The sequence below is a fragment of the Kitasatospora sp. NPDC050543 genome, assembly GCF_044457565.1.
Taxonomy (GTDB): domain Bacteria; phylum Actinomycetota; class Actinomycetes; order Streptomycetales; family Streptomycetaceae; genus Kitasatospora.
On sequence record NZ_JBITGZ010000003.1, the window covers coordinates 158,095 to 184,105 of the forward strand.

The 26,011-nt window shown below is 74.0% G+C and carries 25 protein-coding genes; 10 read left to right on the forward strand and 15 right to left on the reverse strand.

Annotated features, from left to right (window positions below; all coding sequences use genetic code 11):
* Positions 1–84: 84 nt before the first annotated feature.
* Both ACIBH3_RS05075 and ACIBH3_RS05080 read left to right on the forward strand, forming a co-directional pair.
* Positions 85–999 carry an ABC transporter ATP-binding protein gene (locus ACIBH3_RS05075; RefSeq protein ID WP_396310486.1) on the forward strand — a complete coding sequence of 305 codons (915 nt, stop codon included), beginning with the start codon at positions 85–87 and terminating at the stop codon, positions 997–999.
* Positions 996–1,733, forward strand: coding sequence for an ABC transporter permease (locus ACIBH3_RS05080; protein ID WP_396310487.1), 738 nt, complete (start codon positions 996–998; stop codon positions 1,731–1,733). Before ACIBH3_RS05075 ends, ACIBH3_RS05080 begins: the two co-directional genes overlap by 4 nt.
* Positions 1,734–1,807: 74 nt before the next feature.
* Here the strand turns inward: ACIBH3_RS05080 and ACIBH3_RS05085 are convergent, their stop codons facing one another.
* Positions 1,808–2,524 carry an aminoacyl-tRNA hydrolase gene (locus tag ACIBH3_RS05085; protein WP_396310488.1) on the reverse strand — a complete coding sequence of 239 codons (717 nt, stop codon included), beginning with the start codon at positions 2,522–2,524 and terminating at the stop codon, positions 1,808–1,810.
* A 366-nt stretch (positions 2,525–2,890) separates the two neighbouring features.
* Complete coding sequence (locus ACIBH3_RS05090; protein ID WP_396310489.1) at positions 2,891–3,817, reverse strand: hypothetical protein; 927 nt, start codon at positions 3,815–3,817, stop codon at positions 2,891–2,893.
* A 112-nt stretch (positions 3,818–3,929) separates the two neighbouring features.
* On the opposite strand from ACIBH3_RS05090, the gene ACIBH3_RS05095 reads away from it, so the two are divergent.
* Complete coding sequence (locus ACIBH3_RS05095) at positions 3,930–4,304, forward strand: YbjQ family protein (RefSeq protein ID WP_396310490.1); 375 nt, start codon at positions 3,930–3,932, stop codon at positions 4,302–4,304.
* Between the two features lie 94 nt (positions 4,305–4,398).
* The gene (locus tag ACIBH3_RS05100) at positions 4,399–5,607 is read left to right on the forward strand and encodes an NAD(P)-binding domain-containing protein (protein ID WP_396310491.1); all 1,209 of its coding nucleotides are present in this window, start codon (positions 4,399–4,401) and stop codon (positions 5,605–5,607) included.
* Here the strand turns inward: ACIBH3_RS05100 and paaE are convergent.
* The 6 genes from paaE to def form a co-directional block, all read right to left on the reverse strand.
* Entirely contained in the window at positions 5,595–6,662 is a 1,068-nt protein-coding gene (gene paaE, locus ACIBH3_RS05105) for a 1,2-phenylacetyl-CoA epoxidase subunit PaaE (protein ID WP_396310492.1), read from the reverse strand. The two genes, ACIBH3_RS05100 and paaE, sit on opposite strands and share 13 nt — an antisense overlap.
* Before the next feature lie 2 nt (positions 6,663–6,664).
* Positions 6,665–7,174: a 1,2-phenylacetyl-CoA epoxidase subunit PaaD gene (paaD, locus tag ACIBH3_RS05110; protein ID WP_396310493.1), complete on the reverse strand. Its 510-nt coding sequence runs from the start codon at positions 7,172–7,174 to the stop codon at positions 6,665–6,667.
* Positions 7,174–8,055, reverse strand: a complete 882-nt coding sequence (gene paaC / locus ACIBH3_RS05115) for a 1,2-phenylacetyl-CoA epoxidase subunit PaaC (protein ID WP_396310494.1) — start codon at positions 8,053–8,055, stop codon at positions 7,174–7,176. Before paaC ends, paaD begins: the two co-directional genes overlap by 1 nt.
* Positions 8,056–8,074: 19 nt before the next feature.
* On the reverse strand, positions 8,075–8,368 hold the full coding sequence (gene paaB, locus ACIBH3_RS05120) for a 1,2-phenylacetyl-CoA epoxidase subunit PaaB (RefSeq protein WP_396310495.1): 294 nt from the start codon (positions 8,366–8,368) through the stop codon (positions 8,075–8,077).
* A complete protein-coding gene (gene paaA / locus ACIBH3_RS05125) occupies positions 8,365–9,399 on the reverse strand; it encodes a 1,2-phenylacetyl-CoA epoxidase subunit PaaA (RefSeq protein ID WP_396310496.1) in 1,035 nt (344 codons plus the stop codon). The genes paaB and paaA overlap by 4 nt, the downstream gene beginning before the upstream one ends.
* A gap of 230 nt (positions 9,400–9,629) precedes the next feature.
* The gene (gene def, locus ACIBH3_RS05130) at positions 9,630–10,295 is read right to left on the reverse strand and encodes a peptide deformylase (protein ID WP_396310497.1); all 666 of its coding nucleotides are present in this window, start codon (positions 10,293–10,295) and stop codon (positions 9,630–9,632) included.
* Between the two features lie 115 nt (positions 10,296–10,410).
* Between def and ACIBH3_RS05135 the strand changes: the two genes are divergently transcribed.
* The gene (locus ACIBH3_RS05135; RefSeq protein WP_396310498.1) at positions 10,411–11,040 is read left to right on the forward strand and encodes a winged helix-turn-helix domain-containing protein; all 630 of its coding nucleotides are present in this window, start codon (positions 10,411–10,413) and stop codon (positions 11,038–11,040) included.
* A gap of 174 nt (positions 11,041–11,214) precedes the next feature.
* On the opposite strand, the gene ACIBH3_RS05140 is transcribed toward ACIBH3_RS05135, so the two are convergent.
* Positions 11,215–12,600: a M20/M25/M40 family metallo-hydrolase gene (locus ACIBH3_RS05140; protein WP_396310499.1), complete on the reverse strand. Its 1,386-nt coding sequence runs from the start codon at positions 12,598–12,600 to the stop codon at positions 11,215–11,217.
* A gap of 893 nt (positions 12,601–13,493) precedes the next feature.
* Between ACIBH3_RS05140 and ACIBH3_RS05145 the strand changes: the two genes are divergently transcribed.
* A complete protein-coding gene (locus tag ACIBH3_RS05145; RefSeq protein ID WP_396310500.1) occupies positions 13,494–13,796 on the forward strand; it encodes a GNAT family N-acetyltransferase in 303 nt (100 codons plus the stop codon).
* Between the two features lie 51 nt (positions 13,797–13,847).
* Here the strand turns inward: ACIBH3_RS05145 and ACIBH3_RS05150 are convergent, their stop codons facing one another.
* Entirely contained in the window at positions 13,848–14,138 is a 291-nt protein-coding gene (locus tag ACIBH3_RS05150; protein WP_396310667.1) for a hypothetical protein, read from the reverse strand.
* A gap of 326 nt (positions 14,139–14,464) precedes the next feature.
* Between ACIBH3_RS05150 and ACIBH3_RS05155 the strand changes: the two genes are divergently transcribed.
* From ACIBH3_RS05155 to ACIBH3_RS05165, 3 genes are all read left to right on the forward strand, one after another.
* Positions 14,465–15,460 carry an aldo/keto reductase gene (locus ACIBH3_RS05155; RefSeq protein ID WP_396310668.1) on the forward strand — a complete coding sequence of 332 codons (996 nt, stop codon included), beginning with the start codon at positions 14,465–14,467 and terminating at the stop codon, positions 15,458–15,460.
* Positions 15,461–15,519: 59 nt separating this feature from the next.
* The gene (locus ACIBH3_RS05160) at positions 15,520–16,107 is read left to right on the forward strand and encodes a TetR family transcriptional regulator (RefSeq protein WP_396310501.1); all 588 of its coding nucleotides are present in this window, start codon (positions 15,520–15,522) and stop codon (positions 16,105–16,107) included.
* Between the two features lie 147 nt (positions 16,108–16,254).
* Positions 16,255–17,163, forward strand: coding sequence for an ADP-ribosylglycohydrolase family protein (locus ACIBH3_RS05165; RefSeq protein ID WP_396310502.1), 909 nt, complete (start codon positions 16,255–16,257; stop codon positions 17,161–17,163).
* 79 nt (positions 17,164–17,242) lie between these two features.
* Here the strand turns inward: ACIBH3_RS05165 and ACIBH3_RS05170 are convergent, their stop codons facing one another.
* The 5 genes from ACIBH3_RS05170 to ACIBH3_RS05190 all read right to left on the reverse strand — a co-directional run bounded on the left by ACIBH3_RS05170 (position 17,243) and on the right by ACIBH3_RS05190 (position 22,638).
* A complete protein-coding gene (locus ACIBH3_RS05170; RefSeq protein WP_396310503.1) occupies positions 17,243–17,509 on the reverse strand; it encodes a GlsB/YeaQ/YmgE family stress response membrane protein in 267 nt (88 codons plus the stop codon).
* A 153-nt stretch (positions 17,510–17,662) separates the two neighbouring features.
* Entirely contained in the window at positions 17,663–19,210 is a 1,548-nt protein-coding gene (locus ACIBH3_RS05175; RefSeq protein WP_396310504.1) for an NCS1 family nucleobase:cation symporter-1, read from the reverse strand.
* 67 nt (positions 19,211–19,277) lie between these two features.
* Positions 19,278–20,297: a TIGR03842 family LLM class F420-dependent oxidoreductase gene (locus tag ACIBH3_RS05180; protein ID WP_396310505.1), complete on the reverse strand. Its 1,020-nt coding sequence runs from the start codon at positions 20,295–20,297 to the stop codon at positions 19,278–19,280.
* A 78-nt stretch (positions 20,298–20,375) separates the two neighbouring features.
* A complete protein-coding gene (gene hydA / locus ACIBH3_RS05185; RefSeq protein WP_396310506.1) occupies positions 20,376–21,779 on the reverse strand; it encodes a dihydropyrimidinase in 1,404 nt (467 codons plus the stop codon).
* A gap of 16 nt (positions 21,780–21,795) precedes the next feature.
* Positions 21,796–22,638 carry a nitrilase-related carbon-nitrogen hydrolase gene (locus ACIBH3_RS05190; RefSeq protein WP_396310507.1) on the reverse strand — a complete coding sequence of 281 codons (843 nt, stop codon included), beginning with the start codon at positions 22,636–22,638 and terminating at the stop codon, positions 21,796–21,798.
* A 392-nt stretch (positions 22,639–23,030) separates the two neighbouring features.
* On the opposite strand from ACIBH3_RS05190, the gene ACIBH3_RS05195 reads away from it, so the two are divergent.
* Positions 23,031–25,967: a hypothetical protein gene (locus tag ACIBH3_RS05195; protein ID WP_396310508.1), complete on the forward strand. Its 2,937-nt coding sequence runs from the start codon at positions 23,031–23,033 to the stop codon at positions 25,965–25,967.
* Positions 25,968–26,011 lie beyond the last annotated feature (44 nt).

Genomic DNA, 26,011 nt, shown 5'->3' on the forward strand with positions numbered 1-26,011 from the left:
CGCCCGCTCCGGTCCAATGAGGGACGTCGACAGCGAGGCGCAACCGGCGCCCCGCAGGCAACGCGTCGGGACAGGGAGGCGACCGTGATCGAGGTCCAGCACCTCAGCAAGTCGTACGACGGGGGCGAGGCGCCCGCCGTGGACGACCTCAGCTTCGAGGTCCGCCCGGGCATCGTGACGGGCTTCCTCGGGCCCAACGGCGCCGGCAAGACCACCACCATGCGGATGGTCCTCGGCCTGGACCGCCCCACCGCCGGCCGGGCGCTGGTCGACGGCCGCCCGTACGCCGAACTCGACCAGCCGCTGCGCCGGGTCGGCGCCCTGCTGGACGCGCACGCCCTGCACGGCGGGCGCACCGCCCGGGGGCATCTGCGCTGGCTGGCGCAGAGCAACGGCCTGCCGGACCGCCGGGTGGAGGAGGTGCTCGGCCAGGTGGGGCTGGCGGAGGCCGGCCGCAAGCGCATCAGGGGCTTCTCGCTCGGCATGCGCCAGCGGCTCGGGGTGGCCGCCGCCCTGCTCGGCGACCCACCCGTGCTGATGCTGGACGAGCCCGTCAACGGCCTGGACCCGGAGGGCATCCGCTGGATCCGCAGGCTGCTGAAGGGCCTGGCCGCCGAGGGCCGGGCGGTACTGGTCTCCTCCCACCTGATGACGGAGATGGCGCTCACCGCCGACCACCTCGTGGTGATCGGACGCGGGCGGCTGCTCGCCGACTCCGGCACCGAGGAGTTCATCGAGCGGCACGGCCGCAGCCGGGTACGGGTCCGCGCGGTGGACCCGGACAAGCTCGCCGCCCTGCTGAGGGGAAGTGACCTGACCGCCGAGCCGGCCGAGGGCGGCGCCTGGGAGGTCACCGGCGCCCCGCCGGAGGAGATCGCCGCGCTGGCGGCGGCGGGCGGCGTGGTGCTGTACGAGATCGCAGTTCAGCAGGACTCACTGGAGGAGGCCTTCATGCGGATGACCGCGGACAGTGTCGAGTACCGGGCGGTGGCGGCATGAGCACCCTGCCCGTCCTGCGCTCGGAGTGGACCAAGTTCACCACCCTGCGCTCCCAGTGGATCACGCCGCTGGTCTCGGTGGCGCTCACCGTGGGCATCACCGCGGTCGTCAACGCCATGGTCGGCACGGCCGACGACAGCCTGCGGGACGACCCGAGCATCGGGATCTACTACGGCCTGTTCTTCGGTCAGGTGGCACTGGTCTGCTTCGGCGTCCAGCTGATCGGCCAGGAGTACGGCACCCGCATGATCAGCACCTCGCTCACCGCCGTACCCCGCCGCGGGCGCCTGTTCGCCGCCAAGCTGCTGCTGGGCGGCGGGGTGGGCCTGCTGCTCGGGGTGGTCTCGACGGCGGGCTGCTTCCTCGGCGCCGGCGCGAGCGTGGACATCGACCTGGATCACCCCGGCACCGTCCGCAGCATCGTCGCCGGGGTGCTCTACCACCCGCTGCTGGTGGTGATCTGCCTGAGCGTCACCGCCATGCTGCGCAACCTGACCGCCGCGATGGGCCTGCTGACGCCCCTCGTCTTCCTCGGCACGACCGTGCTCTCCGCGATGCCCGGGATCCGGGAGGTGGCCCAGTACCTCCCCGACCGGGCGGGCATGTACGCCATGCGCGACCTGGACGACCCGCAGATCCACTACGGGCACTGGACCGGCCTGCTGATCATGGCGCTCTGGGCGGCCGCCGCGGTCCACGGCGGGCAGCGCTCGCTGCGCCGCAACGACGTCTGAGCGGGCGTCGCGCGCCCGGTGCGGCCGGCCGGTGGTCCCGCCCTGCGGTACGCGGGGCGGGACCACGCGTACCGCTAGGCGCCGCGCAGGGCGGGGTGGTCGGCGATGACGGTGGAGCTGCCCGGGGCGATCTCGGTGAAACCGGCGTCCTGGACCAGCGGGAGGCCACTCGCCGTCAGCTCGGCCCAGGCGGCCGGGGCCGCCGTCCGCACGGCCAGCGCGAAGCCGCTCTCCGCCCACTCCTTGCGCTGCGCCTCGTCCAGCCGCCACCAGGCGAGCTGGGCGGCGTGGCCGGTCTGCGCCATGGTCTTGCCGGCGCTCATCTCCAGCTCGGGGTTGAGCCAGAGCACGGGCACCCCGGCGGCCGGGGCCACCGGCGGGGCCGCCTCGTCGAGGTCGGTGCCGGAGACCTGGAGCTTGGCCAGTTCCTTGGGCCAGCCGTCCAGCGGAACCGGCGGGAAGACCCGTACCTCGGCGCTCTCCCCGGTGACGGTGATCCCGGGCAGTTCCCCGGCCTTGCGCCACTCCCCGCCCCTGGCCCGGCGGACCACCTTGCGGATCCGGGCGTCCTCCCAGGCCGCGACCCGCTCGGCCCACTCGCCGTCCGCCCCGGTCACCCGGGGATCGCTCAGCAGGGTCAGCACCGCGCGGGCGGAGGTCTCCAGCGCGTCGGTGCGGCCGGGCGGGGTGGCCCGCTCCATCCGGACCACCAGCGGCAGGACGTACTGCGCGTTGGCGTCGCGGTCGATGGGCGCGGTGGCAGGGCTCGGGGCGTCGAACGGAGAGGTCACCCGTCAAGGATGCCAGCCGCCACCGGCCCGCCCCGCGGCGGCGCCGGCCCGCCGGGCCCGAACGGCCGGTGCCCCCTGGCCACAGCCCGCCACGCCGTCGGCCAGGGCCTGGGCGCCCGGCGGAACTTGTCGGACCGGCCCTACGCGGCGAGGCGCCGGCGGAGCCCGGCGATGGCCGCCCTGGCCTCCGAGCCGGAGGTGTCCGGCGGCAGCGCGTCTCGAACGTCTCCCGCGCCTGGGCCGTCCGCCCGTCCTGGGCGGCCTGCGCACCCCGATGGCCAGGTTGATCCGGGCCAGCACGGGGTCGGGGCCCGGGTCGTCGTCGGCGTGGCCAGAGCGCAGTACCGCCGCCCGGCCCCGCCCTGCTCAGCGCCGGTAGCCGCGCTGCGCGTCGCGCTCCTCGGCGTCCTCGTACGGCAGGAACCAGCCCTCGGGGTGGGTGGCGGCGAGCAGGTCGTCGGTACGGCGGGAGGCGTCCAGGTCGGGGGCCTCCTCGGGGCCGTAGACGCCGAACAGCTCGTCGAGGCAGCCCTCCCAGTCGTAGTCGTAGAGGTCGGCCGGCAGGTCGCCCATCATGTCGGCGACGGACTCCGGCTGGGCGCCCAGCAGCGCGCGGGCGTCCGTCAGGGCCATCCGCAGCGCGAGGTCCTCGGCCAGGCAGCGCGGCAGCGGCCACTCGCCGAGCGCCAGGTCGTCGGCCAGGTCGTCGAAGGCCCGGGCCATCGAGCGGCGCCAGGCGCGGTGCAGCTGCCAGGTGCGGCGCGGCAGCCTCCCGAACACCCCCCACTCGTGGTCCTCGCCGTCGAGCACCGGCTCGCCGTCGTGCTCCTCCAGGTCGTCGTAGGCCGCGTCGGCCAGCCCCAGCAGCTGCGCGTGCAGCAGGCACGCGGTGCGCGGGGTCAGCGTCCAGTCGCCGATGCCGCCGCCCTCCTCGGCGTCCGAGTCGAGCGGGAACAGCTCGGCGAAGTCCGGCGCGAAGTCCTCGGTGATGCTGATCTCCAGGGTGCCGCCGAGTGCCTCCACCCCGGGGATCGCCGCCACCAGCCGGTCCGGGTGCAGCAGCGCGCCCAGCGCCGCGTTCGGATCCTCCGACACCTCCCGCAGCAGTTCCTGCCGCTGGCCCGCCGGATCGACCCCGTCGAAGTCGAACGACTCCACGGCGGCCCGTGCGGCGGCGCGCAGCGCGTGCCAGTCGGTGATACGCAGGCCGAGCACCACAGTCGCCTCGACCTCCTGCGCCCCGGAGTCCTCCGTCGCGCCCTGCCCCTGCGGATGATCACTTCGCTCGCCCATGGGGCTACGGTACGGCCTTTCCGGCGCCCGATCACCGGTCTGGCGGAGCTTCTCGCCCCCGTATCGGCCCCGCCCGTGTGCGGCGGGTGGATCCGGCCCGCACGATGGGCTCATGAGCAACCTTGACGAGTACGGCGGCGGACAGGGCCCCAACGAGCAGGTGCTGGTGGTAACCACCAATGACGTGCCGGGATTTCGGGTCGACCATGTGATCGGCGAGGTCTTCGGGCTGACGGTGCGGAGCCGGCACATCGGCACCCAGATCGGCGCCTCGCTGAAGTCGATGGTCGGCGGCGAGCTGAAGGGCCTGACGAAGACCCTGGTGGAGGCCCGCAACCAGGCGATGGCACGACTGGTCGAGCAGGCCAGGGCGCGGGGCGGCAACGCCGTGCTGATGATGCGCTTCGACGTCTCCGAGGCGGCCGATCTGGGGACGGAGATCTGCGCGTACGGCACGGCGGCGGTGATCTCCCCGGTCACCACCTGAGCGAGCGACGCACCGCCCGGGCGGCCGGTGGCGGGAACAGTCACAGGCCACCCGATGTTTCACCCTCGTGACTGTTTACGGTGCAACCAAAGCGGTGGACGTCGTGGTGATCGGCGCCGGCCAGGCGGGCCTGTCCGCCGCCTACCACCTGCGCCGACGCGGCTTCGCCCCGGCCGTGGAAGGCGGCGGGGAAGGCGGCGGGGCGGGCTTCGTCGTACTGGACGCCGACGAGGCACCCGGCGGTGCCTGGGCGCACCGCTCGCCCTCGCTGCGGATGGCCACCGTGCACGGCTTCCACGACCTGCCGGACTTCGAGCTGCCCACGCCCGACCCCGCCGCCCCCGCCCGCGAGGTGGTGCCGGGGTACTTCGCGGCGTACGAGGCCAAGCACGCGCTCCCCGTCGTACGCCCTGTCAGGGTGCGAACGGCGCGCTCGCTCGCGGACTCCCGGCTGCTGGTGCACACGGACGCCGGCGACTGGACGGCGCGGGCGCTGATCAACGCCACCGGGACCTGGACGCGGCCGTTCCTGCCGCACTACCCCGGCCACTTCGCCGGGCGCCAGCTGCACTACGCCGACTACCGGGGGCCGGCCTCGTTCGCCGGCCTGCGGGTGGTGGTGGTCGGCGGCGGTGCCTCGGCGATCCAGGTCCTCTCGGAGATCGCCGAGGTGGCCGAGACGTTCTGGGTGACGCGCACTCCGCCGGTCTACCGGGACGGCCCGTTCAGCCCCGAGGCCGGGCGCGCGGCGGTCGCGATGGTGGAGGAGCGGGTCCGGCAGGGCCTGCCGGTCCGCAGCGTGGTGAGCGTGACCGGGCTCGGGCCGTCCGTCGCGTACCGGCGGGCGAAGGAGCTCGGCGCGCTGGCGCGGCGGCCGATGTTCGACCGGCTGACCGAGCACGGCGTCGCCTGGGGCGCGCGGGAGCTGGCGGTGGACGCCATCGTCTGGGCCACCGGCTTCCGCCCCGAGGTCGGCCACCTGGCCCCGCTGGGCCTGCGCGGCCCCGGCGGCGGCATCAGGATGGACGGCACCCGGGCCGCCGCCGACCCCCGGATCCACCTGGTCGGCTACGGCCCCTCGGCCAGCACCGTCGGCGCCAACCGGGCCGGGCGGGCGGCCGTCAACGGGATCGTCCGACTGCTCGGGGATCCCCTACGGCCAGTCGCCGCGGGCGCGACAGGCCCGGCCCTCGAAGCCACGGGAGGCGCCGGGGCCATGGTGACTGCGGCTTCGGCTTCGGCGGCTGAGGCGCCGCCGAGCGCAGCGGGCGCCGGCGGGCTCGTGCCCGCTCAGCGGTCGTAGTCGACCGTCACCCGGTCCGTCACCGGCCGGGCCTGACAGGTCAGGACGTAGCCCGCGGCCAGCTCCTTCTCCTCCAGCGCGAAGTTACGCCGCATCTCCACCTCGCCCTCCGTGACCAGCGCCCGGCAGGTGCCGCAGACGCCGCCCTTGCAGGCGAACGGCAGGTCCGGGCGGGCCCGCTGGGCGCCGTCCAGGACGGAGCGGTCGCGCGGGAGCGAGAGCGTGCTGCCGCGCCCGTCCAGCACCACGGTGACCTCGCTCAGCTCGCCCTCGCGCACCGGCTCCTCCGGGCGCTCGGCGACCGGCTCGTCCTCGGCGTGGAACAGCTCCTGGTGCACCCGCTCCCCGGGCACCCCGAGCCCGGCCAGCAGCTCCTTCGCGCCGGCCACCATCCCGTACGGGCCGCAGAGCCACCAGTGGTCGACCTTCGGCACGTCCACCAGCGCCCGCAGCAGGGCCTCGACCCGCTCGGGGTCGAGCCGGCCGCTCAGCAGCTCGGCGTCCCGGCTCTCCCGGGAGAGCACGTGGACCAGCTGGAAGCGGCCGAGGTGGCGGTCCTTGAGGTCGGCCAGCTCGTCGGCGAACATCACGGTGTCGCTGCGCCGGTTCCCGTACAGCAGGGTGACCTGTGAGGTGCGGTCGGCGGCCAGTACCGAGCCGGCGATCGAGAGCATCGGGGTGATCCCGGAGCCGGCCGCCAGCAGGACGTGCTCGGCGGGGATGCCGGGGTCGGCCGCGAAGAGCCCGGTGGGGGGCAGTACCTCCACCTCCTCGCCGGGCTGCGCGTCGCGCACCAGCCAGCGGGAGAACAGCCCGCCGGGCACCTCCCGGACGGCGATCCGCAGCGAGCCGCCGACGGGGGCGCAGATCGAGTACGAGCGGCGCTCGTCGACCCCGTTCACCATCCGGCGCAGCGTCAGCGACTGGCCGGGGCGGAAGGCGAAGTCCTCGGCCAGCTCGGCCGGCACGTCGAAGGTGACCGCGACGGCGTCCTCGCAGAGCCGCTCCACCCGGGCGATCCGCAGGGGGTGGAAGGTCGGGCGGCGCACGGCCATGGTCAGATCTCCTTGATCCGTTCGAAGGGCTCTCTGCAGTCGCGGCAGCGCCAGAGCGCCTTGCAGGCCGTGGAGCCGAAGCGGGACAGCTCCTCGGTGTCCGTACCGCCGCACTGCGGGCAGGCGACGACCGGAGCGTGCCGGGTCGGGCCGAGCTGGAGCAGCGGAGCGGCGCCGCCGGACCGCGCGGGCCCCGGCGGGGCGATCCCGGCCTCGGCGAGCTTGCGGCGGCCGGCCTCGGTGATCCGGTCGGTGGACCAGGGCGGGTCCAGCCGCAGCCGCACCCGCACGTCCCGGTAGCCCGCCGCGCGCAGCCGGCGGTCGACGTCGGCGGCCATCTCGGCGGTGGCCGGGCAGCCGGAGTAGGTCGGCGTGAGCCAGGCGGTGACACCGTCGCCGTCCGGCTCCACCTCCACCTCGGCCAGCACGCCCAGCTCGGCGAGGGTGAGCATCGGCAGCTCGGGGTCGGGGACCTGCGCCGCCACCTCCCACGCGGTCGGGGCCTGGGCCATCACCAGGTCGCCCCGGGGTGCGCGCGGGCCACCACCTGGAACTCGGCCAGCAGCAGCCCGAGCGCCTCGGTGTGCACGCCGTCCCGCCCGGCCCGGCCGCCGATCGTCGCCATCGGCCGCGCCTGCGGCACGGCGAGGCCCGCCTGGGCGAGCACCTCGGCGAGCGTGCCCAGCACCGGCTCGCGCAGCGCCGCCGGGTCGACACCGACCCGCAGCTCCACCGCGTGCGGCGTGAACAGCTCCTCCAGCAGCGGCCAGACGCCCTCCAGCCCGGCCTGCATCCGCTGCGCCGAGTACGGCGTGCCGTCGCCGAGCCGCAGCGTCCAGGCGGTGGCGTACTCCTGGTGGTACGCCAGCTCCTTGACCCCGCGCGCGGCGACCGCCGCGAGCACCGGGTCGGCGTGGCCCGCCAGCGCCTCGTACAGCGCCTTGCGGGCGGTGGAGAAGAGCAGCAGCCGGGCGATCGTGTGGGCGAAGTCCCCGTTCGGCGCCTCCACCAGGCGCACGTTGCGGAACTCGTGCTCCTCGCGCCAGTACGCGAGGTCGTCCTCGCCGCGGCCGGAGCCGTCGGCCTGGCCGGCCCGGGTGAGCAGCTGGCGGGCCTGGCCGAGCAGGTCGAGGCCGAGGTTGGCGAGCGCGACCTCCTCCTCCAGCTCGGGGGCGCGGGTGCACCACTCGGTCAGCCGCTGGGCCAGCACCAGCGCGTCGTCGCCGAGCATCAGGCAGTACGCGGCGAGGTCGGCGCCGTCGATCCCGGGCGGCAGGGCGGTGTCGACGCCGAGCAGCGGGTCGGCGAAGCCCGTCCCGTACGCCCAGCGGGCCTCGCCCTCGGGCTCCGGGTCGGCCTCGCTGAGGGTCAGGTAGACGTGGTCGTCGGTCATGGCGGTCGGTGCTCCCCCGTCAGATGTGCGGGACATCCTCGGGGATGTCGTAGAAGGTCGGGTGGCGGTAGACCTTGTCGCCGCTGGGCTCGAAGAACGGGTCGTGCTCGTCCGGGGTGGAGGCGGTGATCGCCTCCGAGCGGACCACCCAGAGGCTGACGCCCTCGTTGCGGCGGGTGTACAGGTCGCGGGCGGCCAGCAGAGCCATCCGGTCGTCGGGCGCGTGCAGCGACCCGACGTGGACGTGGTTCAGCCCGCGCCTGGGGCGGACGAACACCTCGTACAGCGGCCAGCCGGCCTGGATGCCACTCACAGCTCGTTCACCTCGTTCTCGGCTCTGTGCTCGGTCTCACGCTCGGTGTCGCGCCCGCCGGTGGGCGCCGCGGTGGACGCTGCGGCTTCGGCGGCGGTGCGCTTGGCCGCGTAGGCCAGGGCGGCCTCCCGGACCCAGGCGCCCTCCTCGTGGGCCTCCCGGCGGCGGTCCACCCGCTGGGCGTTGCACGGGCCCTGGCCCTGGATCACCCGCTTGAGCTCCGACCAGTCGGGCTCGCCGAAGTCCCAGCTGCCGCGCTCCTCGTTCCAGCTCAGCGCCGGGTCCGGGAGGGTGACGCCGAGGTGCTCGGCCTGCGGGACGCTCATGTCGACGAAGCGCTGCCGCAGCTCGTCGTTGGTGTGCCGCTTGATCCGCCAGATCATCGACTGGGCGGTGTTCGGCGAGTCGCCGTCCGGCGGGCCGAACATCATCAGCGACGGCCACCACCAGCGGTCCACCGCGTCCTGGACCAGCCGCCGCTGGCCCTCGGTGCCGCGCATCAGGGTCATCAGCAGCTCGTAGCCCTGCCGCTGGTGGAAGGACTCCTCCTTGCAGATGCGGACCATCGCGCGGGCGTAGGGCCCGTACGAGCAGCGGCACAGCGGCACCTGGTTGCAGATCGCGGCGCCGTCCACCAGCCAGCCGATCACCCCGACGTCGGCGAAGGTGAGGGTCGGGTAGTTGAAGATCGAGGAGTACTTCTGCCGCCCGGAGATCAGTTTCTCGGTGAGCTCGGCGCGGTCCACGCCCAGGGTCTCGGCGGCGGCGTAGAGGTAGAGGCCGTGCCCGGCCTCGTCCTGCGCCTTGGCGAGCAGGATCGCCTTGCGCCGCAGGGACGGCGCGCGGGTCAGCCAGTTGCCCTCGGGCTGCATGCCGATGATCTCGGAGTGCGCGTGCTGGGCGATCTGCCGGATCAGCGTCGCCCGGTAGGCCTCGGGCATCCAGTCGCGAGGCTCGATCCGCTGCTCCGCAGCGATCACCTCGTCGAACCGCCCCTCCAGGGCAGGCTCGGCCACTTCTGCTGTCACCACGACTCCCACTCGGTCGCTTCCACCCGACTGACCGTTCGGTCGGTTCCATTGTGCGGGGTACGACCACCCCCTGACAAGGCAGGGGCGGGCGCGAACACGCCCGCCCCTGGTCAGCGCGGGTGCCCGGCCCGCCCCCGCCGGCCGGCCACCGTCGGTTCCCGGCTGCTCGGCACTCTCGGCTCTCGGCTCTCGGCGGGAATGGCCCGCGGAGCGGCTGGCCCCGCGAGCGGCTACCGGAGCGCCTCCAGCGCCCGGGCACGCGCCACGCGCCCGGCGAAGACGTCCCCGCGCTGCTCCTCCATCCGCCGCAGTGCCGTCCGGCGGTCACGCGCGGAGAGCCGGTCCAGATAGAGCCCGCCGTTCAGGTGGTCGGCCTCGTGCTGGAGGCACCGGGCGAAGTAGCCGCGACCTTCGATCACCAGTGGCCTGCCCGCCTTGTCCTGCCCGCGCACCACGGTGTGGTCCGGCCGGGCCACCTCCAGGTACGGGCCGGGCACGGAGAGGCAGCCCTCATCGGTCACGACCAGCCTGCGCCCGGCGGCCGGCTCCTCGTCCAGTACGGGATTGACAATGTGCCCCACGTGCCGCACCCCGTCCTCGTCGGTGCAGTCCCAGACGAACAGCCGCAGGTCCACACCGACCTGATTGGCCGCCAGCCCCGCGCCCTCCGCGACGTGCATGGTGGCGAACATGTCGTCGATCAGGGCCGACAGCTCCGGCGTGCCGAAGTCGACGACCTCCCTGGACCCCCGGTGCAGCACCTCCTCGCCCACCACGGTGATCCGCCGCACCGAGCCGCGCAGCACCTCCGGGGCAAGCGCCGGGTACGAGTCCACCGGCTCCCCCTGCACCCTGACCCGCCGGTCCACCATCCGCTGCTTCGGCCGCAGGGCCATCGCGGCACCCCCTTCGTCTCGTCCGTCCGGCACTGGAGGCACGCCCGTCCGACCCGCTGTCGCAGCTGCTGCCGGGCGGCTTGCCAAGTGCTTTGCAAAGTAGCATCTTTGCAAAGTGACCGATGAAGAGACCGCCCTCCCGCACAGCCGGACGACCCGCCGGCTCCCCGACCATCCCGTGCGGATCGCGCTGCTGGACCTGATCGCCGAGCACGGCACCCTCACCTCCACCCAGGCCGCCCACCTGCTGGGCCACAGCTCCGGGCTCTGCTCCTTCCACCTGCGGCAGCTCGCCCGACACGGCCTGATCGAGGAGGCTCCGCCGACCGACGGCCGGGCCCGCCCCTGGCGGCTGCGCTGGGACGAACCGGCCCCGGCGGCCGCCGAGGACTTCGACCGGCTCGCCAGGGACCTGGAGGACACCGGCTACCGGCGCTGGCTGGCCCACCGGCCGCAGGCCCCGGCCGCCTGGCGCAAGGACGACGCGTTCAGCGCGGTACTGCATCTGACACCCGAGGAGGCGGCGGAGCTCGCGGCGGCCGTACGGCGGCTCATCGCGCCCTATCGGGAGCGGGGGCCGCGTCCCGGCACGGAGCCGGTCGCGGCCGTCAGCCGGATCTTCCCTCTGCTGGCAGAGGCCGGGGACGGGGAGCGCGGCAGGCTCGGCGGGGCCGAAGGGGTCGGCAGGGCCGAAGGGGTCGGCGGGGCGGACCAGGACGGCGAGGCCGGGCCCGCAGCGGGCTGAGGCCCCGGGGCGCGCGAACGCCGAGGGCCCGCCGCCTGCGGAGTGCGGGGCGACGGGCCCGGTGGGACCGCTGTGGGACCGGCCGGCGGCCGGCGGCCGGCCGGGGGACACCGGGCCGGCCAGGTGTCCGGCCGGTCAGCGGGGCGTGCGACCGGTCGGCGGGTGTCCGGCCGGTCAGGGCGTCGGCCGGTCCTTCAGGCGCGGGAGCGGGACGGCGAGCAGCGCGGCCAGCAGCGCGATCCGCGGCGCCAGCTCGTCCACCCGGATGTGCTCGTGCCGGGCGTGTGCCCCGGCCCCCACCGCACCCAGACCGTCCAGCGTCGGCAGACCGCGCGCGCCCGGCAGGTTGGTGTCGCCGGCACCGCCCGCCGGTGCGCCGTCCAACTGCTGGCCGAGCACCGCCGCCAGTGAGCGGACGTGCCGCAGCAGCGGGTTCCCGGACCGTTCCGGCCAGGCCGGGCGGCTGGAGAGCACCTCGGTGCGCACCCGTGCGCCGGGCCGCAGCGCGGTCAGGTGGGCCAGGTGGTCGAGGGTACGGCGCTGCGCCTCGGCGGTCGCGAAGCGCAGCCCGAGCTCGGCCTCGGCCCGGCCGGCGACCACGTTGGGCCGGCTGCCGCCGCTGATCCGGCCGGTGTTCAGCTCGGTGCCCGGGTGGCAGACCAGACCGCGTACCGCGACCAGCTGGTCGACGAGCTCGTCCACCGCCGAGATTCCCTCGGCCGCGTCGTTGCCCGCGTGCGCCTCCCGGCCGGTGACGGTCAGCCGCACCCGCGCGGTGCCCCGGCGGGCCGTCTTGACCCGGCCGTCGGGGTGCGGCGGCTCCAGGCCCAGGATCGCGGCCGCACCGGGGAGTTGGCGCTCGACCAGGCGCTTGCCGTCCGGGCTGCCGACCTCCTCGTCGGACACCACGACCAGCCGCACCGGCCGGTGCGGGCGCTGCCCGAGGTCGGCGAGCAGCGCGAACGCGCCCTCCAGCAGGGCGAGCCCGGCCTTCATGTCGAGCACGCCCGGGCCGCTGAGCAGCCCGTCCTGCTCGGCGACCGGCCACTCGTCCAGGATGCCGACCGGCCAGACGGTGTCGTGGTGGCCGACCACCAGGAGGTGCGGCAGGCTCTCGTCCTGGCCGGCCCACTCCACGACCAGGTGGTCGCCGGCGGGGCCGGGCTCGCGCCGCACCAGTGCCCCGGTGGCCCGGAACCCCGCGCCGAGCTCCTCGGCCAGCGCGTCGAGCCGGGGCGCGTCCCCGCTGGGTGACTCCATCCGGGCGAGGTCGGCGCAGCGGCGGCGGACGGCGCCGGCCAGCGTGCGGGCCCTGGAGCTCAGCGCGCGCGGCAGGCCGGGCAGTGCGGCGGTGGCGCCCGCCGTCGGGGCGGTGCCCGCGGCGGCCGTCAGCGCGGTGCTGCCGTTGGCGGAGAGCGGGCGCGGGCCGCCGTCGGCGGCCGAGCCGAGCCCGGAGGTGGTCGCGGACGCCGGGACGGGCGTGGCTGTGGCTGTGGTGGTGGATGTGGTGGTGGACTTGACCGCGGGAGCGGCGGGCGGCCTGACGGCGGGGCGGCTCATCGGACGGCTCCGCGGCCGCCGCCGGTACTCAGCGGACCGTGGGCGTGTCCGAGCCCGCCTGATCGCGCGTGGTGTCCGGGGCGCTCCTGCCCGGCCGCGGTCGGGAACGCTCCGGCCGACCCTGCGGACCCACAGGGCCCGCTCGGCCCGTGTGCGGTGGAACGGCCGGGCGGCATGCTTGGCAACATTGCGCTCTCCTCGCTCGATCCGGTAGCCCCGGTTCGGCCCGGAGCCCCGTGGACGCGGTTTCCGTGCGGCAGTGGTGCAGTGAGCGGCGCCACGCCGGGGAAGCCGAGAAGTGAGCCTAGAAGAACCGTTCGGTTTCCTGCGAGGTGGCCCTGGTCCCAGCGCGTCGGGCCCGGCCCCTCCTCGCGGCCCCGCCGGGACGATCGGCGCAGGGCATGCGGCGTACGGGCCTGGATCGGCGCGCGAGCGCGGTCGCCGGATCGCGCCCACCTCCACCATGGACCGCTCGCCCCCGATCGGCAGCGCAACCGCCCGAGGCGGGCCCGATCCACGCCGGATGGGTGAGGGGCGACCGGGCACCCCGGACCCGTGCGACCCATCGTGCGCGGGGCCCGGCGCCGGGTATGAATGCGGCACTCGGCGGGCCGGGTCCGGCGCGTCCGGGGGCCGGTGGGCCCTGCGGACGAGCGGGGGCGCGATGAGGGCGCACGAAGCAGGGCAGGGGCGCGCGCCACGGAGCGACGTCAGGGTTGCCCGTGCGCGGCGCCTCCATGCGCCGGGCGTGCGGGTCCGCCGGGCCGCCGGCCGCCGGGGAGGTGAGGTGAGGTGAACGGTCCGGCGCGCTGTCCGGCGGGCGGGGTGGCGACCGCGCCTCGATGATGGACCGGGGCCGGCCCGGCTCCGCATCCGGACGGGAGGAGCCCGCCATGACCGTCACCGTGCGGGACGCCGCAGCGAACAGCCGCTTCGAGGCGTGGGCCGGCGACGCACTCGCGGGGTTCGCCGAGTACGTCCGCAGCGATCGCCTGGTGGTCTATCCGCACACGGTGGTCGGGCCCGAGTTCGCCGGCCAGGGTGTGGGCAGCACACTGGCCCGGGCCGCGCTGGACGACGCCCGGCGGCGCGGTCTGCCGGTACTGGCGACCTGCCCGTTCATCAGCGGCTGGATGCTCCGGCACCCCGAGTACGCGGACCTGTCGTACGAGAATCCCAGCCACGTCAGCGACTGAGCACCGCGCCGCCGCTTGCCCACGCTCCCGTGACGATTCCGGTCGCGCAGGTCAGCGGCGCTCGATCGCGTCGAGGCCTCGCGCCAACTCCTCGGGGTTCATCACCGGGCGGAACTGGATCTTGGCGCCCAACTCCATGAACAGCGGCTCGGCGATCCTGGGCATCTCGGAGCTGTCCTTGAGGTCGAGGACGAAGAACGCGGTCCGCCGACCGTCCTCGGTACCGAAGTAGGCGGCCTCCGGCTGGTTGTTCTTCATGAACGCCTCCATGGTCGCCCGTAGCGAGCCGCTCTTGATCGCCTCGTTCGTCGCCTCGGTCGACATCTGTGCCGTCAACAGCATCCTCACGGGGCTCACCCCTTCCTGAGGGCCGGGGCCCGGCGCATCTGCACGTTCGGGCGTAACCCGGTCCCGTACACCTCCAGCCTCCTCCCGGCGGGCGCGCCATGGCAAAGCGGACATCGTCGGGCGACGCGAATCGCGAGGACGGACAACAGACGCCGGAGGTCAGCTGACCGATGACCACCGACCACCGACCGATGACCGATGACCGATGACGAGTGTCGGATGACAGATGTTGAAATCTGTCATCCGTCATGCCATAGTTGAGACCAGCCGGCCACCCCGTCCCCACCCACTCCCGGGAGCTCACCGTGACCTCCACCCCGATCCCCACCCGCACCCTCGGCGCCACCGGCCCCGTCATCTCCGTGCTCGGCCTCGGCACCATGGGAATGTCGGACCTCTACGGGCCCGCCGACGACGCGGAGTCGATCGCCACCATTCGCGCCGCCCTCGACGCGGGCGTCACCCTGCTCGACACCGGCGACTTCTACGGCATGGGCCACAACGAACTGCTGATCCACGAGGCGCTGCGCGGGCGCAACCGCGAGGACGTCCGGATCAGCGTGAAGTTCGGTGCCCAGCGCGGCCCCGACCGCAGCTGGCTCGGCTACGACGCGAGCCCCGCCGCCACCAGGACCGCCCTCGCGTACACCCTGCGCCGCCTGCGCACCGACCACGTCGACATCTACCGCCCGGCCCGGCTCGACCCGAACGTCCCGATCGAGGAGACCGTCGGCGCCATCGCCGACCTGGTGAAGGCCGGCTACGTCCGCCACATCGGCCTCTCCGAGGTGGGCGCCGAGACCCTGCGCCGCGCCGCCGCCGTCCACCCGATCAGCGACCTGCAGATCGAGTACTCGCTGATCTCCCGCTCCATCGAGGACGAGATCCTGCCCACCGCCCGTGAGCTCGGTATCGGCATCACCGCCTACGGCGTGCTCTCCCGCGGCCTGCTCAGCGGCCACTGGAGCAACGACCGGGAGATCGCCGCGACGGACTTCCGCGGCGCCAGCCCGCGCTTCCAGGGCGAGAACCTGAGCCACAACCTGAACCTGGTGGAGGCGCTGCGCGCGATCGCCGAGGCCCGGGGCGCGAGCGTGGCGCAGGTGGCCATCGCCTGGGTCGCCTCGCGCGGCGAGGACATCGTCCCGCTGGTCGGCGCCCGGCGCCGCGATCGCCTCACCGAGGCCCTCGGAGCGCTGGCCGTCACCCTCAACGCGGCGGATCTGGCCGCCATCGAGTCCGCCGTCCCCGCCGGAGCCGCCGCCGGCGACCGGTACGCTGCCGCACAGATGGCCTTCCTCGACAGCGAGCGCTGACCCGCCCCACCCCGCCGCACCACGCCGCCGCCGCACCACCCGTAAGGACGTACCTCCCCGTGACCACGGACAACGCACTCACCCCCGAGCAGATCCTGAGCGCGGCAGAGGACGTCCTGCGGCGGTACGGACCGGGCAAGGCCACCGTCGTGGACATCGCCCGCACCCTGGGCGTCAGCCACGGCAGCGTCTACCGGCACTTCCCCAGCAAGGCCGCCCTGCGCGAGGCCGTCACCCAGCGCTGGCTGGAGCAGTCGCACAACCGCCTGGCCTCGATCACCGTCGAGCGCGGCCCGGCCGTGGAGCGCCTGCACCGCTGGCTGGCGACCCTGTTCGCCGCCAAGCGGAAGAAGGCGCTGGACGATCCCGAGCTGTTCGCGACATACATGACCCTGATCACCGAGTCCAGCACGACCGTCGACGCCCATCTGGAGACGCTCACCGCGCAGATCGGCACGATCATCCAGGACGGCATCCACCAGGGCGAGTTCACCCCCACCCATGTGGGCACGGTGGCCCGGGCCGTATTCCAGGCCACCGCGCACTTCCACGACCCCGCGCACGCCGCCGAGTGGGCCGACCCCAGGGCCGAGGCCGACTTCGAGGCCCTCTGGGCGCTGCTCCTCAACGGCCTGCGCGCCTCCTGACCCCGGCGGGAACCCGGCGCAGCACCGGCCCCAACCCCACCGCCGCAACCCCACCGCCGGCGCCCCGGCACCGGCGAAATCCCCTCGCCCACCGCACGGCCCGACGGGCAGACTGCTGCCACCAGTCGGTCTCACCCGGAGGACACCATGCGCGCGCCCACCCCGGCCGTAGACAGCCTGCACGGTCTCGCGCTGGGCGACGCCTTCGGCGACCGCTGGTTCTCCGTCCCGACCGACGAGGCCGCCACCGAGCTGGCCGCCCGCATCCCACGCCAGGCGCCGTGGCACTGGACCGACGACACCGCGATGGCCGTGGTGCTGGTCCAACACCTCGTCCGGCACGGCGAGATCAGGCAGGACGAGCTGGCGCGCGGCTTCGCCGCCGCGTACACCGCCGAGTACGGGCGCAAGTACGGCCCGTCCATGCATCAGGTGCTGCGCGCGATCCAGGAAGGCGCCGACTGGCGGGTGGTCACCTCGGGGCTGTTCGGCGGCCAGGGCTCGTACGGCAACGGCGCGGCGATGCGGGTGGCGCCGCTGGGCGCCTGGTTCGCGGACGACCTCGACACGGTCGCCGAGCAGGCCCGGCTGCAGGCGCTCACCACGCACTTCAACCCGGAGGCTGTGGTCGGCGCGCAGGCGGTCGCACTGGGTGCGGCGCTGGCCGTGCGCAGCCGGGGCGGCACCGCGCCGGGGCGGACGGAGTTCCTGACCGAGATCGCCGCCCGGCTGCCGGACAGCGACGTCAGGTCGGGTCTGCGGGTGGCGGCCGGGCTGCCGGCGCGGACGTCGGTGCGTCACGCCGCGGTGGTGCTCGGCTCAGGGTTGCGGATCTCGGCCCCGGACACCGTGCCGTTCGCGCTGTGGTCCGCGGCGGGTCAGCCGGACTCGCTGCCCGAGGCGATCTGGCAGACCGTGGGCGGCTGGGGCGACATGGACACCACCTGCGCCATCGCGGCCGGGGTGGTCGCCGCCCGGACCGGCCTGGGCGGCGTACCGCAGCTCTGGCTCGACGCCCGCGAGAGCCTGCCGGACGGGTTGGACGCGGCGGCCTGACGTACGCAGGACGTGCGCGGCCTCACGTTCGCAGGCGGGGGTGGGGCCGACGTCCGGCCCCGCCCCCGCCCGGCGGCCGTCAGCGACGGGAGTTGCCGAAGAGGATCCGGTAGATGATCAGCAGGACGAGCGCACCTCCGATGGCCGACCCCCAGGTGGCCAGGTCGAAGAAGTGCGCCGAGACAGGGCGGTCGAAGACCCGGGACGAGATCCAGCCGCCGACGAACGACCCGGCGACGCCGATCAGCGTGGTCACGATCAGGCCACCGGGGTCCCGACCCGGCAGCAGGAACTTGGCGATGGCTCCGGCCAGCAGGCCCAGGACTATCCAAGCGATGATGCCCATACCGTCTTCCCGCCCTCCACTGCGCGACCCCACTCGCGGCCGCCTCGCGGGGTAGGACGCGCCCGCCGGACGGCCGGTTGCACCCCGCCCCGGCGCCGCCGGGCGAACCTGGACCCGACATCCACTCCGTGCGCCGCCCACGGGCCGAGCGGGTCAGGGTCTGCGCCGCGCGCCGGGGCTGAGCAGGGTGTAGAGGAGCAGGGCGGAGGCGAACTCGACGGCCCAGCCGTAGTCGGCGAGCGGCTTGAGGACGGGGATGAGACCGTCGACGGGGAACGGCCCCTGTCTGGCCCCGGTGGCGTCGACGGTGGAGTAGGAGCCGCCCACCGCGAGGACACCGCCGACGAGCAGGGCCAGCACCGCGCGCCAGTTCCAGCCGCCGGCGTACCAGTACCGGCCGCCGGCGCGGTAGAGCTCGCCCAGCGCGAGCCGGGTGCGCCGGATCAGCCAGTAGTCGGCGATCAGGACGCCCGCGACGGTGCCGAGCAGCCCGCCCACGACGCCGAGCCAGGTGAAGATGTACACGTGCGGGTCGGCGATCAGCTTCCACGGCATGATGGCGATCCCGACCACACCCGTGATCAGCGCGCCGGTGCGGAAGTTGATGAAGCGTGGGGCGAGGTGCGACAGGTCGTACGCGGGGCTGACGACGTTCGCCGCGATGTTCACCGACAGGGTCGCGACCAGCACCACCAGCAGCGCGAACAGCGTGCCCGGGATGCTGTCCATCTTCGCGGCGAGCTCGATCGGATCCCAGATCGGGGTGCCGTACACCGCCTGCGAGCCGGAGGTGACCAGCACCGACAGCAGCGCGAAGAGCGTCATCGTGGTCGGCAGCCCCAGGGCCTGCCCGCGGATCTGGGCGCGCTGGCTGCCCCCGAAGCGGGTGAAGTCGGGGATGTTGAGCGCGAGCGTCGACCAGAAGCCGATCATGCCCATCAGGGCCGGGAAGAAGACCTTCCAGAACTCGCTCCCCCAGCCGAGCGCGGAGGGCTGGCTCAGCAGCGGGCCGAAGCCGCCCGCCTTCACCGCGATCCACACCAGCATCGCCAGCGCGCCGACGATCACGAACGGCGCCGCCCAGTTCTCGAACCGGCGCAGCGTCTCCATGCCGCGGACGACCACCGCGATCTCGATCAGCCAGAAGACACCGAAGGACAGCCAGAGCGTCCAGGGGTGTCCCGCGATCTCCCCGGCCGTCTGCCAGCCGGAGCCGAACAGCTTGCCCGCGAGCAGGAAGATGCCCTCGCCGCCGATCCAGGTCTGGATCCCGAACCAGGCGCACGCCACGGCCGCCCGCAGCAGCGCCGGCAGGTTGGCCCCGTGCAGCCCGAACGACGCGCGGGCGAAGACCGGGAACGGGATGCCGTACTTCGTTCCCGCGTGTCCGGTCAGCAGCATCGGCGCCAGCACCACGAGGTTGCCCAGTGCGATGGTGAGCACCGCCTGCTTCCAGTCCATCCCCAGCGCGACCAGGCTCGAGGCCAGGGTCCAGGAGGGGATGTTGTGCGCCATGCCGACCCAGAGGGCCAGGTAGTTGTAGACACCCCAGGTACGGCGCTCGACCGGCACCGGCGCCAGGTCGTCGTTGGCGAACCGGGGATCGTCGAGCACCACCCCTTCGGCGAGGGCGACCCGGCCGTCGGGGTACGTCTGCTGGGCGGCCGGGGAGTCGGACTGGGACGGTGCGGTGGAGGGCATCGGGGCCACCTCGGTTCGCGGGGTCTCGGGGCTGCCGGGGGGACGCGTCATCGGTCCCGGGGCGGTTTCAGGCCGCCGAGAGCCTCGGGATGACGTCGCTGCCGTAGGCGTCGATGGTCTGCTCGATCCCGTCGTGCATGGCGTAGACGGCGAACTGGTCGACGCCCAGGGAGCGCAGCTGTTCGAGCCTGGCCAGCTGGGCGTCCGGCGGGCCGATCAGGCAGAACCGGTCGACGATCTCGTCCGGCACGAAGGCGGTGTCGGGGTTCCCGGCGCGGCCGTGGTGGCTGTAGTCGTAGCCCTGGCGGCCCTTGATGTACTCGGTGAGGGCCTCGGGTACCAGCGCGGAGTGCTCGCCGTAGTGGGTGACCAGGTCGGCGACGTGGTTGCCGACCATGCCGCCGAACCAGCGGCACTGCTCGCGCGCGTGGGCGAGCTTCTCGGGCGAGTCGTCGGCGGTGACGTACGCGGGCGCGGCGACGCAGATGGTGAGGGCGTCGGGGTCGCGGCCGGCCTCGGCGGCGGCCTTGCGGACGGCCTTGACCATGTACTCGGTGAGGTAGGGGTCGGCGAGCTGGAGGATGAAGCCGTCGGCCTGCCGGCCGGTCAGCGCCAGTGCCTTGGGCCCGTACGCGCCCATCCAGAGGGGCAGCGCGCCGTCCTTGACCCAGGGCAGGTGCATCTCGGTCCCGTCGACCTCGACCGTGCGGCCCTCGGCCAGCTCCTTGATCGCGTGCATGGCCTCGGAGAGCCGGGCCAGGGTGGCGGGGCGGCGGCCGGCGACGCGCATCGCCGAGTCGCCACGGCCGATGCCGCAGACGGTGCGGTTGCCGTACATGTCGTTGAGGGTGGCGAAGAGGGAGGCCGTCACCTCCCAGGTCCTGGTGGACGGGTTGGTGACCATCGGGCCGACGGTGAGGCGCTCGGTGGCGGCGAGGATGCGGCTGTAGATGACGAAGGGCTCCTGCCACAGCACGCAGGAGTCGAAGGTCCAGCCGTGGCTGAAGCCGGCCTGTTCGGCGCGGACCATGCGGTCGATCAGCAGGCGGGCGGGCGGGTCGGTCTGCAGGACGAGGCCGATGTCCATGGGTTTCACCACTCCTGAGGGAATGCCGGGGCCGCCCGGGGCCGGCCGACCGGCCCCGGGAGACGCGGTGACGGGGGATCAGAGCAGGTACTGACAGGTGTCGCGGCGCAGGAACGCGCCGTGACCGGCCCGGCCGAGCCAGCTGCCGTCGTCCAGGACGACACTGCCGCGCGACAGGACGGTGCGGGAGCGGCCGGTCAGCCGGCGGCCCTCGTACGCCGAGTAGTCGACGTTCATGTGGTGGGTGGCGGCGGAGACGGTCTGCACGGCGACGGGATCGTAGATCACCAGATCCGCGTCGGCGCCGGGGGCGACGGTGCCCTTACGGGGGTAGAGGCCGAACATCCGGGCGGGCGCGGCGCAGGCGATCTCGATCCAGCGGCGGCGGCTGATCCGGCCCTCGACCACGGCCTGGTGCAGCAGGTCCATCCGGTTCTCCACCCCGGGCAGCCCGTTGGGGATCTTGGAGAAGTCGCCCCGGCCGAGCTCCTTCTGCCCGGAGAAGCAGAACGGGCAGTGGTCGGTGGAGACCACCTGGAGGTCGTTGGTGCGCAGCCCCCGCCAGAGCGCCTCCTGGTGCTCGCGCGGGCGCAGCGGGGTGGAGCAGACGTACTTGGCGCCCTCGAAGCCGGGTTCGGCGAGATTGTCGGTGGAGAGGAAGAGGTACTGCGGGCAGGTCTCGCCGAAGACGTTGAGGCCGGCGTCGCGGGCCTGGGCGAGTTCGGCCAGGGCCGAGGCCGCCGAGACGTGCACGACGTAGAGCGGGCTGCCGGCCACCTGGGCGAGCTTGATGGCGCGGTGGGTGGCCTCGGCCTCCAGCAACTCGCGGCGGACCTCGCCGTGGTAGCGGGGGTCGGTCTGGCCGGCGGCCAGGGCCTGTTCGACCAGGACGTCGATGGCGATGCCGTTCTCCGCGTGCATCATGATCAGCCCGCCGTTGGCGGCGCCGCGCTGCATGGCGCGCAGGATCCGGCCGTCGTCGCTGTAGAAGACGCCGGGGTAGGCCATGAAGAGCTTGAAGGAGCTGGACTCGCCGGAGTCGACCAGCAGGTCCATCTCCTTGAGCACGGCCTCGTTGACGTCGGAGACGATGGTGTGGAAGCCGTAGTCGATGGCGCAGTTGCCCTCGGCCTTGGCGTGCCAGGCGTCCAGGCCCTCGCGCAGCGAGCCGCCGACGGGCTGGACGGCGAAGTCGATGATGGTGGTGGTGCCGCCCCAGGCGGCGGCGCGCGTGCCGGTCTCGAAGGTGTCGGAGGCGGCGGTGCCGCCGAAGGGCAGCTCCATGTGGGTGTGCGCGTCGACCCCGCCGGGGATGACGTAGTGCCCGGTGGCGTCGATGGCGGTGTCGGCGCTCCAGGCCTCGGCGGCGGAGCTGCCGGTGGCGGCCAGGGCGGCGATCCGCTCGCCCTCGATCAGCACGTCGGCGTACAGCTCCTCGCCGGCGGTGATCACCAGGCCGCCCCGGATCACGGTGCGGGTCATGGCTGTCGCCCTCCTCTCAGGCCTGGGCCAGCGGTCCGTACGCCTCCGGGCGGCGGTCGCGGTAGAACGCCCACTGCTGGCGGACCTCCTCGATCATCGCGAGGTCGAGGTCGCGCACGATCAGCTCCTCCTCCTTGTCGGAGGCCGGCTCACCGACGAACTGGCCGCGGGGGTCGACGAAGTAGGAGGTGCCGTAGAAGTCGTTGTCGCCGTACTCCTCGGTGCCGACCCGGTTGATCGCCGCGACGAAGTACTCGTTGGCGACGGCGGCGGCGGGCTGCTCCAGCTGCCAGAGGTAGGCGGAGAGACCGCGGCTGGTGGCGGAGGGGTTGTAGACGATCTGTGCGCCGGCCAGGCCGAGCGCGCGCCATCCCTCGGGGAAGTGCCGGTCGTAGCAGATGTAGACACCGACCTTGCCGACGGCGGTGTCGAAGACGGGCCAGCCGAGGTTTCCGGGCTTGAAGTAGTACTTCTCCCAGAACCCCTTGACCTGCGGGATGTGGTGCTTGCGGTACTTGCCGAGGTAGCTGCCGTCGGCGTCGATCACGGCGGCGGTGTTGTAGTAGACGCCGGGCTGTTCCTCCTCGTAGACGGGCACCACGATGACGAGGTTGAGCTCGCGGGCGAGGGACTGCATCCGAGTGACGGTGGGGCCGTCGGGGACGGCCTCGGCCCAGCGGTAGTGCTCGGGCTCCTGCACCTGGCAGAAGTAGGGGGCGTTGAAGACCTCCTGGAAGCCGATGACCTGGGCGCCCTGGTCGGCGGCCTCCCGGGCGTAGCGCTCGTGCAGCGCGATCATGGATTCCTGGTCGCCGGTCCATTTGGTCTGGACGAGGGCAGCGCGGACGATCTGCGACATGGTTACCTCCGCAACTCCGTGGCCCGTCGGGGGCGGGCCGGCCGGTCTGTGGTCAGCAGGGCGGATCTACGTGCGTAGACCGTAGGCCCGGCACCGGTGGCCTGACAATACGTCGGACGCGATGCGGTGGGGCCGATCTGCTCACGCGGACACGCGGGGAGATCCGTATCAGGTGAGACCGTCATCTACCCCGGGTGCGCGTTCGATACTCCTGTGCCGCGTGGTTCACTCCGGCCCCGGGCGCCGTACCGGTGTTCGGCAGGTTTCGCTCCAGCGGAGATAGGCCATTCGGATGGTTTCGCGCCGCAGGCGCTGCGCTCGGGGTGCGCAGCCGTCATGATGCTGACTCCGTCTGTCACGGACCGCTGACCGATGGTCACCGGGAGGTGAGCGTGGCCGCTGATCCTCGTACCGAACCACGGGTGCCCGCCTGGCTGGGCGCCCTGCTGGTGCCTGCCGCGCTGGTGCCGCTCACCGTCGGCGCGGTGGTCTTCGCCCGGCTGGCCCCGGCCGTCGACGACGTCGGGCTCCAGCTGGCCGGCAGCCGGGCCGCGGCGCAGCAGGTGGTCGGCACCGCCGCCGGTGACTTCCGGGCGGCCCTGCACGCCGACTACTTCCTGCTGGCCGGCTACACGCTCACGCTGGCGGCCGGCGGCCTGCTCGGCGCCTATGTCTTCACCCAGCACCGCAAGCGGCGGGTGGCCTGGGCGGCCGCCGGTGCCGCCGTGCTGGCCGGCGCCTGCGACGTGGTGGAGAACGTGCTGCTCCAGCAGGGCCTGGACCACCTGGCGGCGGGCCCGGACCTGCCGTTCGCGCTGGCGACGGCCTTGGCCACGGTCAAGTGGCTGCTGCTGGGCGTCGCCGTCCCCGTGGCCCTGGTCTGCCTCACCGTCACACTCACCAGGGCGGGCCGGGCCGTCCTGCACGGGCTGCGCCGCGGGGACGCGCTGCCGGCCGCGGCGCCCCAGGGGCAGGCGGGGCGGGATGGGCAGGACGGGCAGGAGGGCGACGGCGGCCCGGCCGGCCAGGACCCGCAGGCCCCGGAGGTGGTCCCGCCCTGGCCGGTGGCCGTGGCACACGGCGAACGCTGGCCGCCGGGCGCCCGCCCCCACGGCCCGCTGGAGCGCGAGGCCCGCTGGCGCAACGGCGCCCTGGTGCCGCCCGGCCGGGGCGACGCCGAGCTCGGCTTCTGCGTCTCGGGCGGCGGCATCCGCTCGGCCTGCGTCAGCCTCGGCGCCCTCCAGGCGCTGCGCCCCTGGCTGCTGCGGGCCCGCTACCTGGTCTCGGTCTCCGGCGGCGGCTACACCGTGGGCGCCATGCAGCTCGCGCTCAGCGGCTCGGCACCGGGCAGCGGGGTCAAGGCCCCGATCGACGCCGCCCTGACGAGCGCAGAAGTCCTCGAACCGGGCTCCCCGGAGGAGGACCACCTGCGCCGGCACTCCAAGTACCTGGCCGACGGCACGGCCCAGTGGCTGGTCGCCCTCGGGGTGCTGCTGCGCGGGCTGCTCGCCGGGATGGCCCTGCTGCTGGCGACCGTCCTGGTCACCGGCCTCGCGCTGAGCTGGGCGTACCACCTGGTGCCGCTCACCGCACTGGACCCGCTGGCCGCGGTGGGGCTGCGCACGCCCGCCGACGCCACGCTGCCGGCGCTGGACTTCCGCCGGCCGGCGGTGCTGGCCGTCCTCGCGCTGCTGGTGTGCGCGGTGGCCGGCTGGCTGCTGTGGTTGCTCGCGTTCACCACCCTGGGGTGGAAGCACAAGCTGCCGAGGACGCTGCGCGCGGTGTTCCAGGGCTCGATAGGGCTGGCCCTGCTGCTGGTCGCCGGTGTGGTGGTGGTCCCCTCGATCGCCTGGGTGGCCGTCCGGCTCCAGCAAGGCTTGGAGGTCGGCGCCCCGCAGACCGGCGCTGGCGTCAGCCTCACCGTGCTGGTCAGCTACGCCGCCGTGCTGCTCGGCACGCTGTGGCGCGGCCGGCAGCGGGTCGGCCACGGCGTCGCCGGGCTGCGCGCCGCACTCAGCGGCAGCCCGCAGCTGACCCGCGCGGCGGTCTCCACCGGGATCGCCCAGTACCTGGTGGTGTGGGCCGTGCTCACCCTGCTGGCCGTGGTGTCCCTGCTCGCACTGGGCTGGGCGATCGCGACCGGGCGGTCCTGGCCCGTCGGCGCGCAGATCACGCTGCCCGCGATGCTGGGGCTGGTCGGGCTCAACCTGGACCAGACCTGGCTGAGCCTGCACCCGTTCTACCGGCTGCGGCTGGCCTCGGCGTTCGCGGTGCGCCGCGCCACCGAGCCCGACGGCGAGCGCCTCGCCCGCCCGTACGACTTCGCCGCGGAGCAGACCAGCCTCAGCTGGTACGGCCGACGGCACGATGGCTTCCCGCAAGTGATCTTCGCAGCCGCCGCCAACCTCTCCGGCAGCGACCGCACTCCCCCGGGCCGGCACGCCGTCTCGCTGACCCTCTCCCACGACTACGTGGGCGGCCCGGACATCGGGTACGCCAAGACCTCCTGCCTGGAGGAGCGCACCCGGCGGCACATCGCCCGGGACTTGACCGTGCAGTCGGCGATGGCCGTCTCGGGCGCCGCGTTCTCCTCCGCGATGGGTCGTCAGGCCAGGGCGTTCCAACGGCTGTTCGCCGTCACCAACGCCAGGCTCGGCACCTGGCTGCCCAACCCGGCGGCGCTCGCCACCCTCTGGAAGCCCGGCCGGGACTGGCGCTTCGCCTCGCAGCCGGCCGTCCGCCGGCTGCCGTACCTGCTGCGCGAGCTGTGCGGACGGTACCCGATGGACGACCGCTTCCTGCTGGCCACCGACGGCGGACACTACGAGAACCTGGGGCTGGTGGAGCTGCTGCGCCAGGGTGTGCGGACGGCGGTGTGCATCGACGCCAGCGGTGACACCCCGCCGTTCGCCACCACCCTCGCCCAGGCGATCACCCTCGCCCAGGAGGAGCTCGGCATCACCATCACGCTGCACCACCCGGAGGCCCTCACCCCCGGCAGTGCCGACCCGGCCACGGCCCCGGCGTCCCTGCTGGCCCAGCTCGGCGCCAGGCTCTCCGCGTCGGCGGTGATCACCGGCGACATCCTCTACCCGCGCGAGCTGGAGATCGACGGCAGACCCTGCGGGCGGCACGGCACCCTGGTCGTGGCGCGCGCCTCGCTCACCGCGGACATGCCCTACCAGCTGCACTCCTACGCCGTCTCGCACCCGGTCTTCCCCCGGGACAGCACCAGCGACCAGTGGTTCGACCACAGCCAGTTCGACGCCTACCAGAGCCTCGGGCAGTACCTCGGCGAGCGGGCCGCCGCCCGGCTGGACGCGCTCTGAGCGCCTGCCCCGGCCGGCCGGGCCCGCCGGCCCGGGCGCTGTGG

Bases quoted from the DNA above. Each gene is read 5' to 3' on its own strand.
- ACIBH3_RS05080 (WP_396310487.1), top strand. From the start codon at position 996: ATGAGCACCCTGCCCGTCCTGCGCTCGGAGTGGACCAAGTTCACCACC.
- ACIBH3_RS05090 (WP_396310489.1), bottom strand. From the start codon at position 3,817: ATGGGCGAGCGAAGTGATCATCCGCAGGGGCAGGGCGCGACGGAGGAC.
- ACIBH3_RS05095 (WP_396310490.1), top strand. From the start codon at position 3,930: ATGAGCAACCTTGACGAGTACGGCGGCGGACAGGGCCCCAACGAGCAG.
- paaE (WP_396310492.1), bottom strand. From the start codon at position 6,662: ATGGCCGTGCGCCGCCCGACCTTCCACCCCCTGCGGATCGCCCGGGTG.
- paaD (WP_396310493.1), bottom strand. From the start codon at position 7,174: ATGGCCCAGGCCCCGACCGCGTGGGAGGTGGCGGCGCAGGTCCCCGAC.
- paaC (WP_396310494.1), bottom strand. From the start codon at position 8,055: ATGACCGACGACCACGTCTACCTGACCCTCAGCGAGGCCGACCCGGAG.
- def (WP_396310497.1), bottom strand. From the start codon at position 10,295: ATGGCCCTGCGGCCGAAGCAGCGGATGGTGGACCGGCGGGTCAGGGTG.
- ACIBH3_RS05140 (WP_396310499.1), bottom strand. From the start codon at position 12,600: ATGAGCCGCCCCGCCGTCAGGCCGCCCGCCGCTCCCGCGGTCAAGTCC.
- ACIBH3_RS05145 (WP_396310500.1), top strand. From the start codon at position 13,494: ATGACCGTCACCGTGCGGGACGCCGCAGCGAACAGCCGCTTCGAGGCG.
- ACIBH3_RS05150 (WP_396310667.1), bottom strand. From the start codon at position 14,138: ATGCTGTTGACGGCACAGATGTCGACCGAGGCGACGAACGAGGCGATC.
- ACIBH3_RS05165 (WP_396310502.1), top strand. From the start codon at position 16,255: ATGCGCGCGCCCACCCCGGCCGTAGACAGCCTGCACGGTCTCGCGCTG.
- ACIBH3_RS05170 (WP_396310503.1), bottom strand. From the start codon at position 17,509: ATGGGCATCATCGCTTGGATAGTCCTGGGCCTGCTGGCCGGAGCCATC.
- ACIBH3_RS05175 (WP_396310504.1), bottom strand. From the start codon at position 19,210: ATGCCCTCCACCGCACCGTCCCAGTCCGACTCCCCGGCCGCCCAGCAG.
- ACIBH3_RS05180 (WP_396310505.1), bottom strand. From the start codon at position 20,297: ATGGACATCGGCCTCGTCCTGCAGACCGACCCGCCCGCCCGCCTGCTG.
- hydA (WP_396310506.1), bottom strand. From the start codon at position 21,779: ATGACCCGCACCGTGATCCGGGGCGGCCTGGTGATCACCGCCGGCGAG.
- ACIBH3_RS05190 (WP_396310507.1), bottom strand. From the start codon at position 22,638: ATGTCGCAGATCGTCCGCGCTGCCCTCGTCCAGACCAAATGGACCGGC.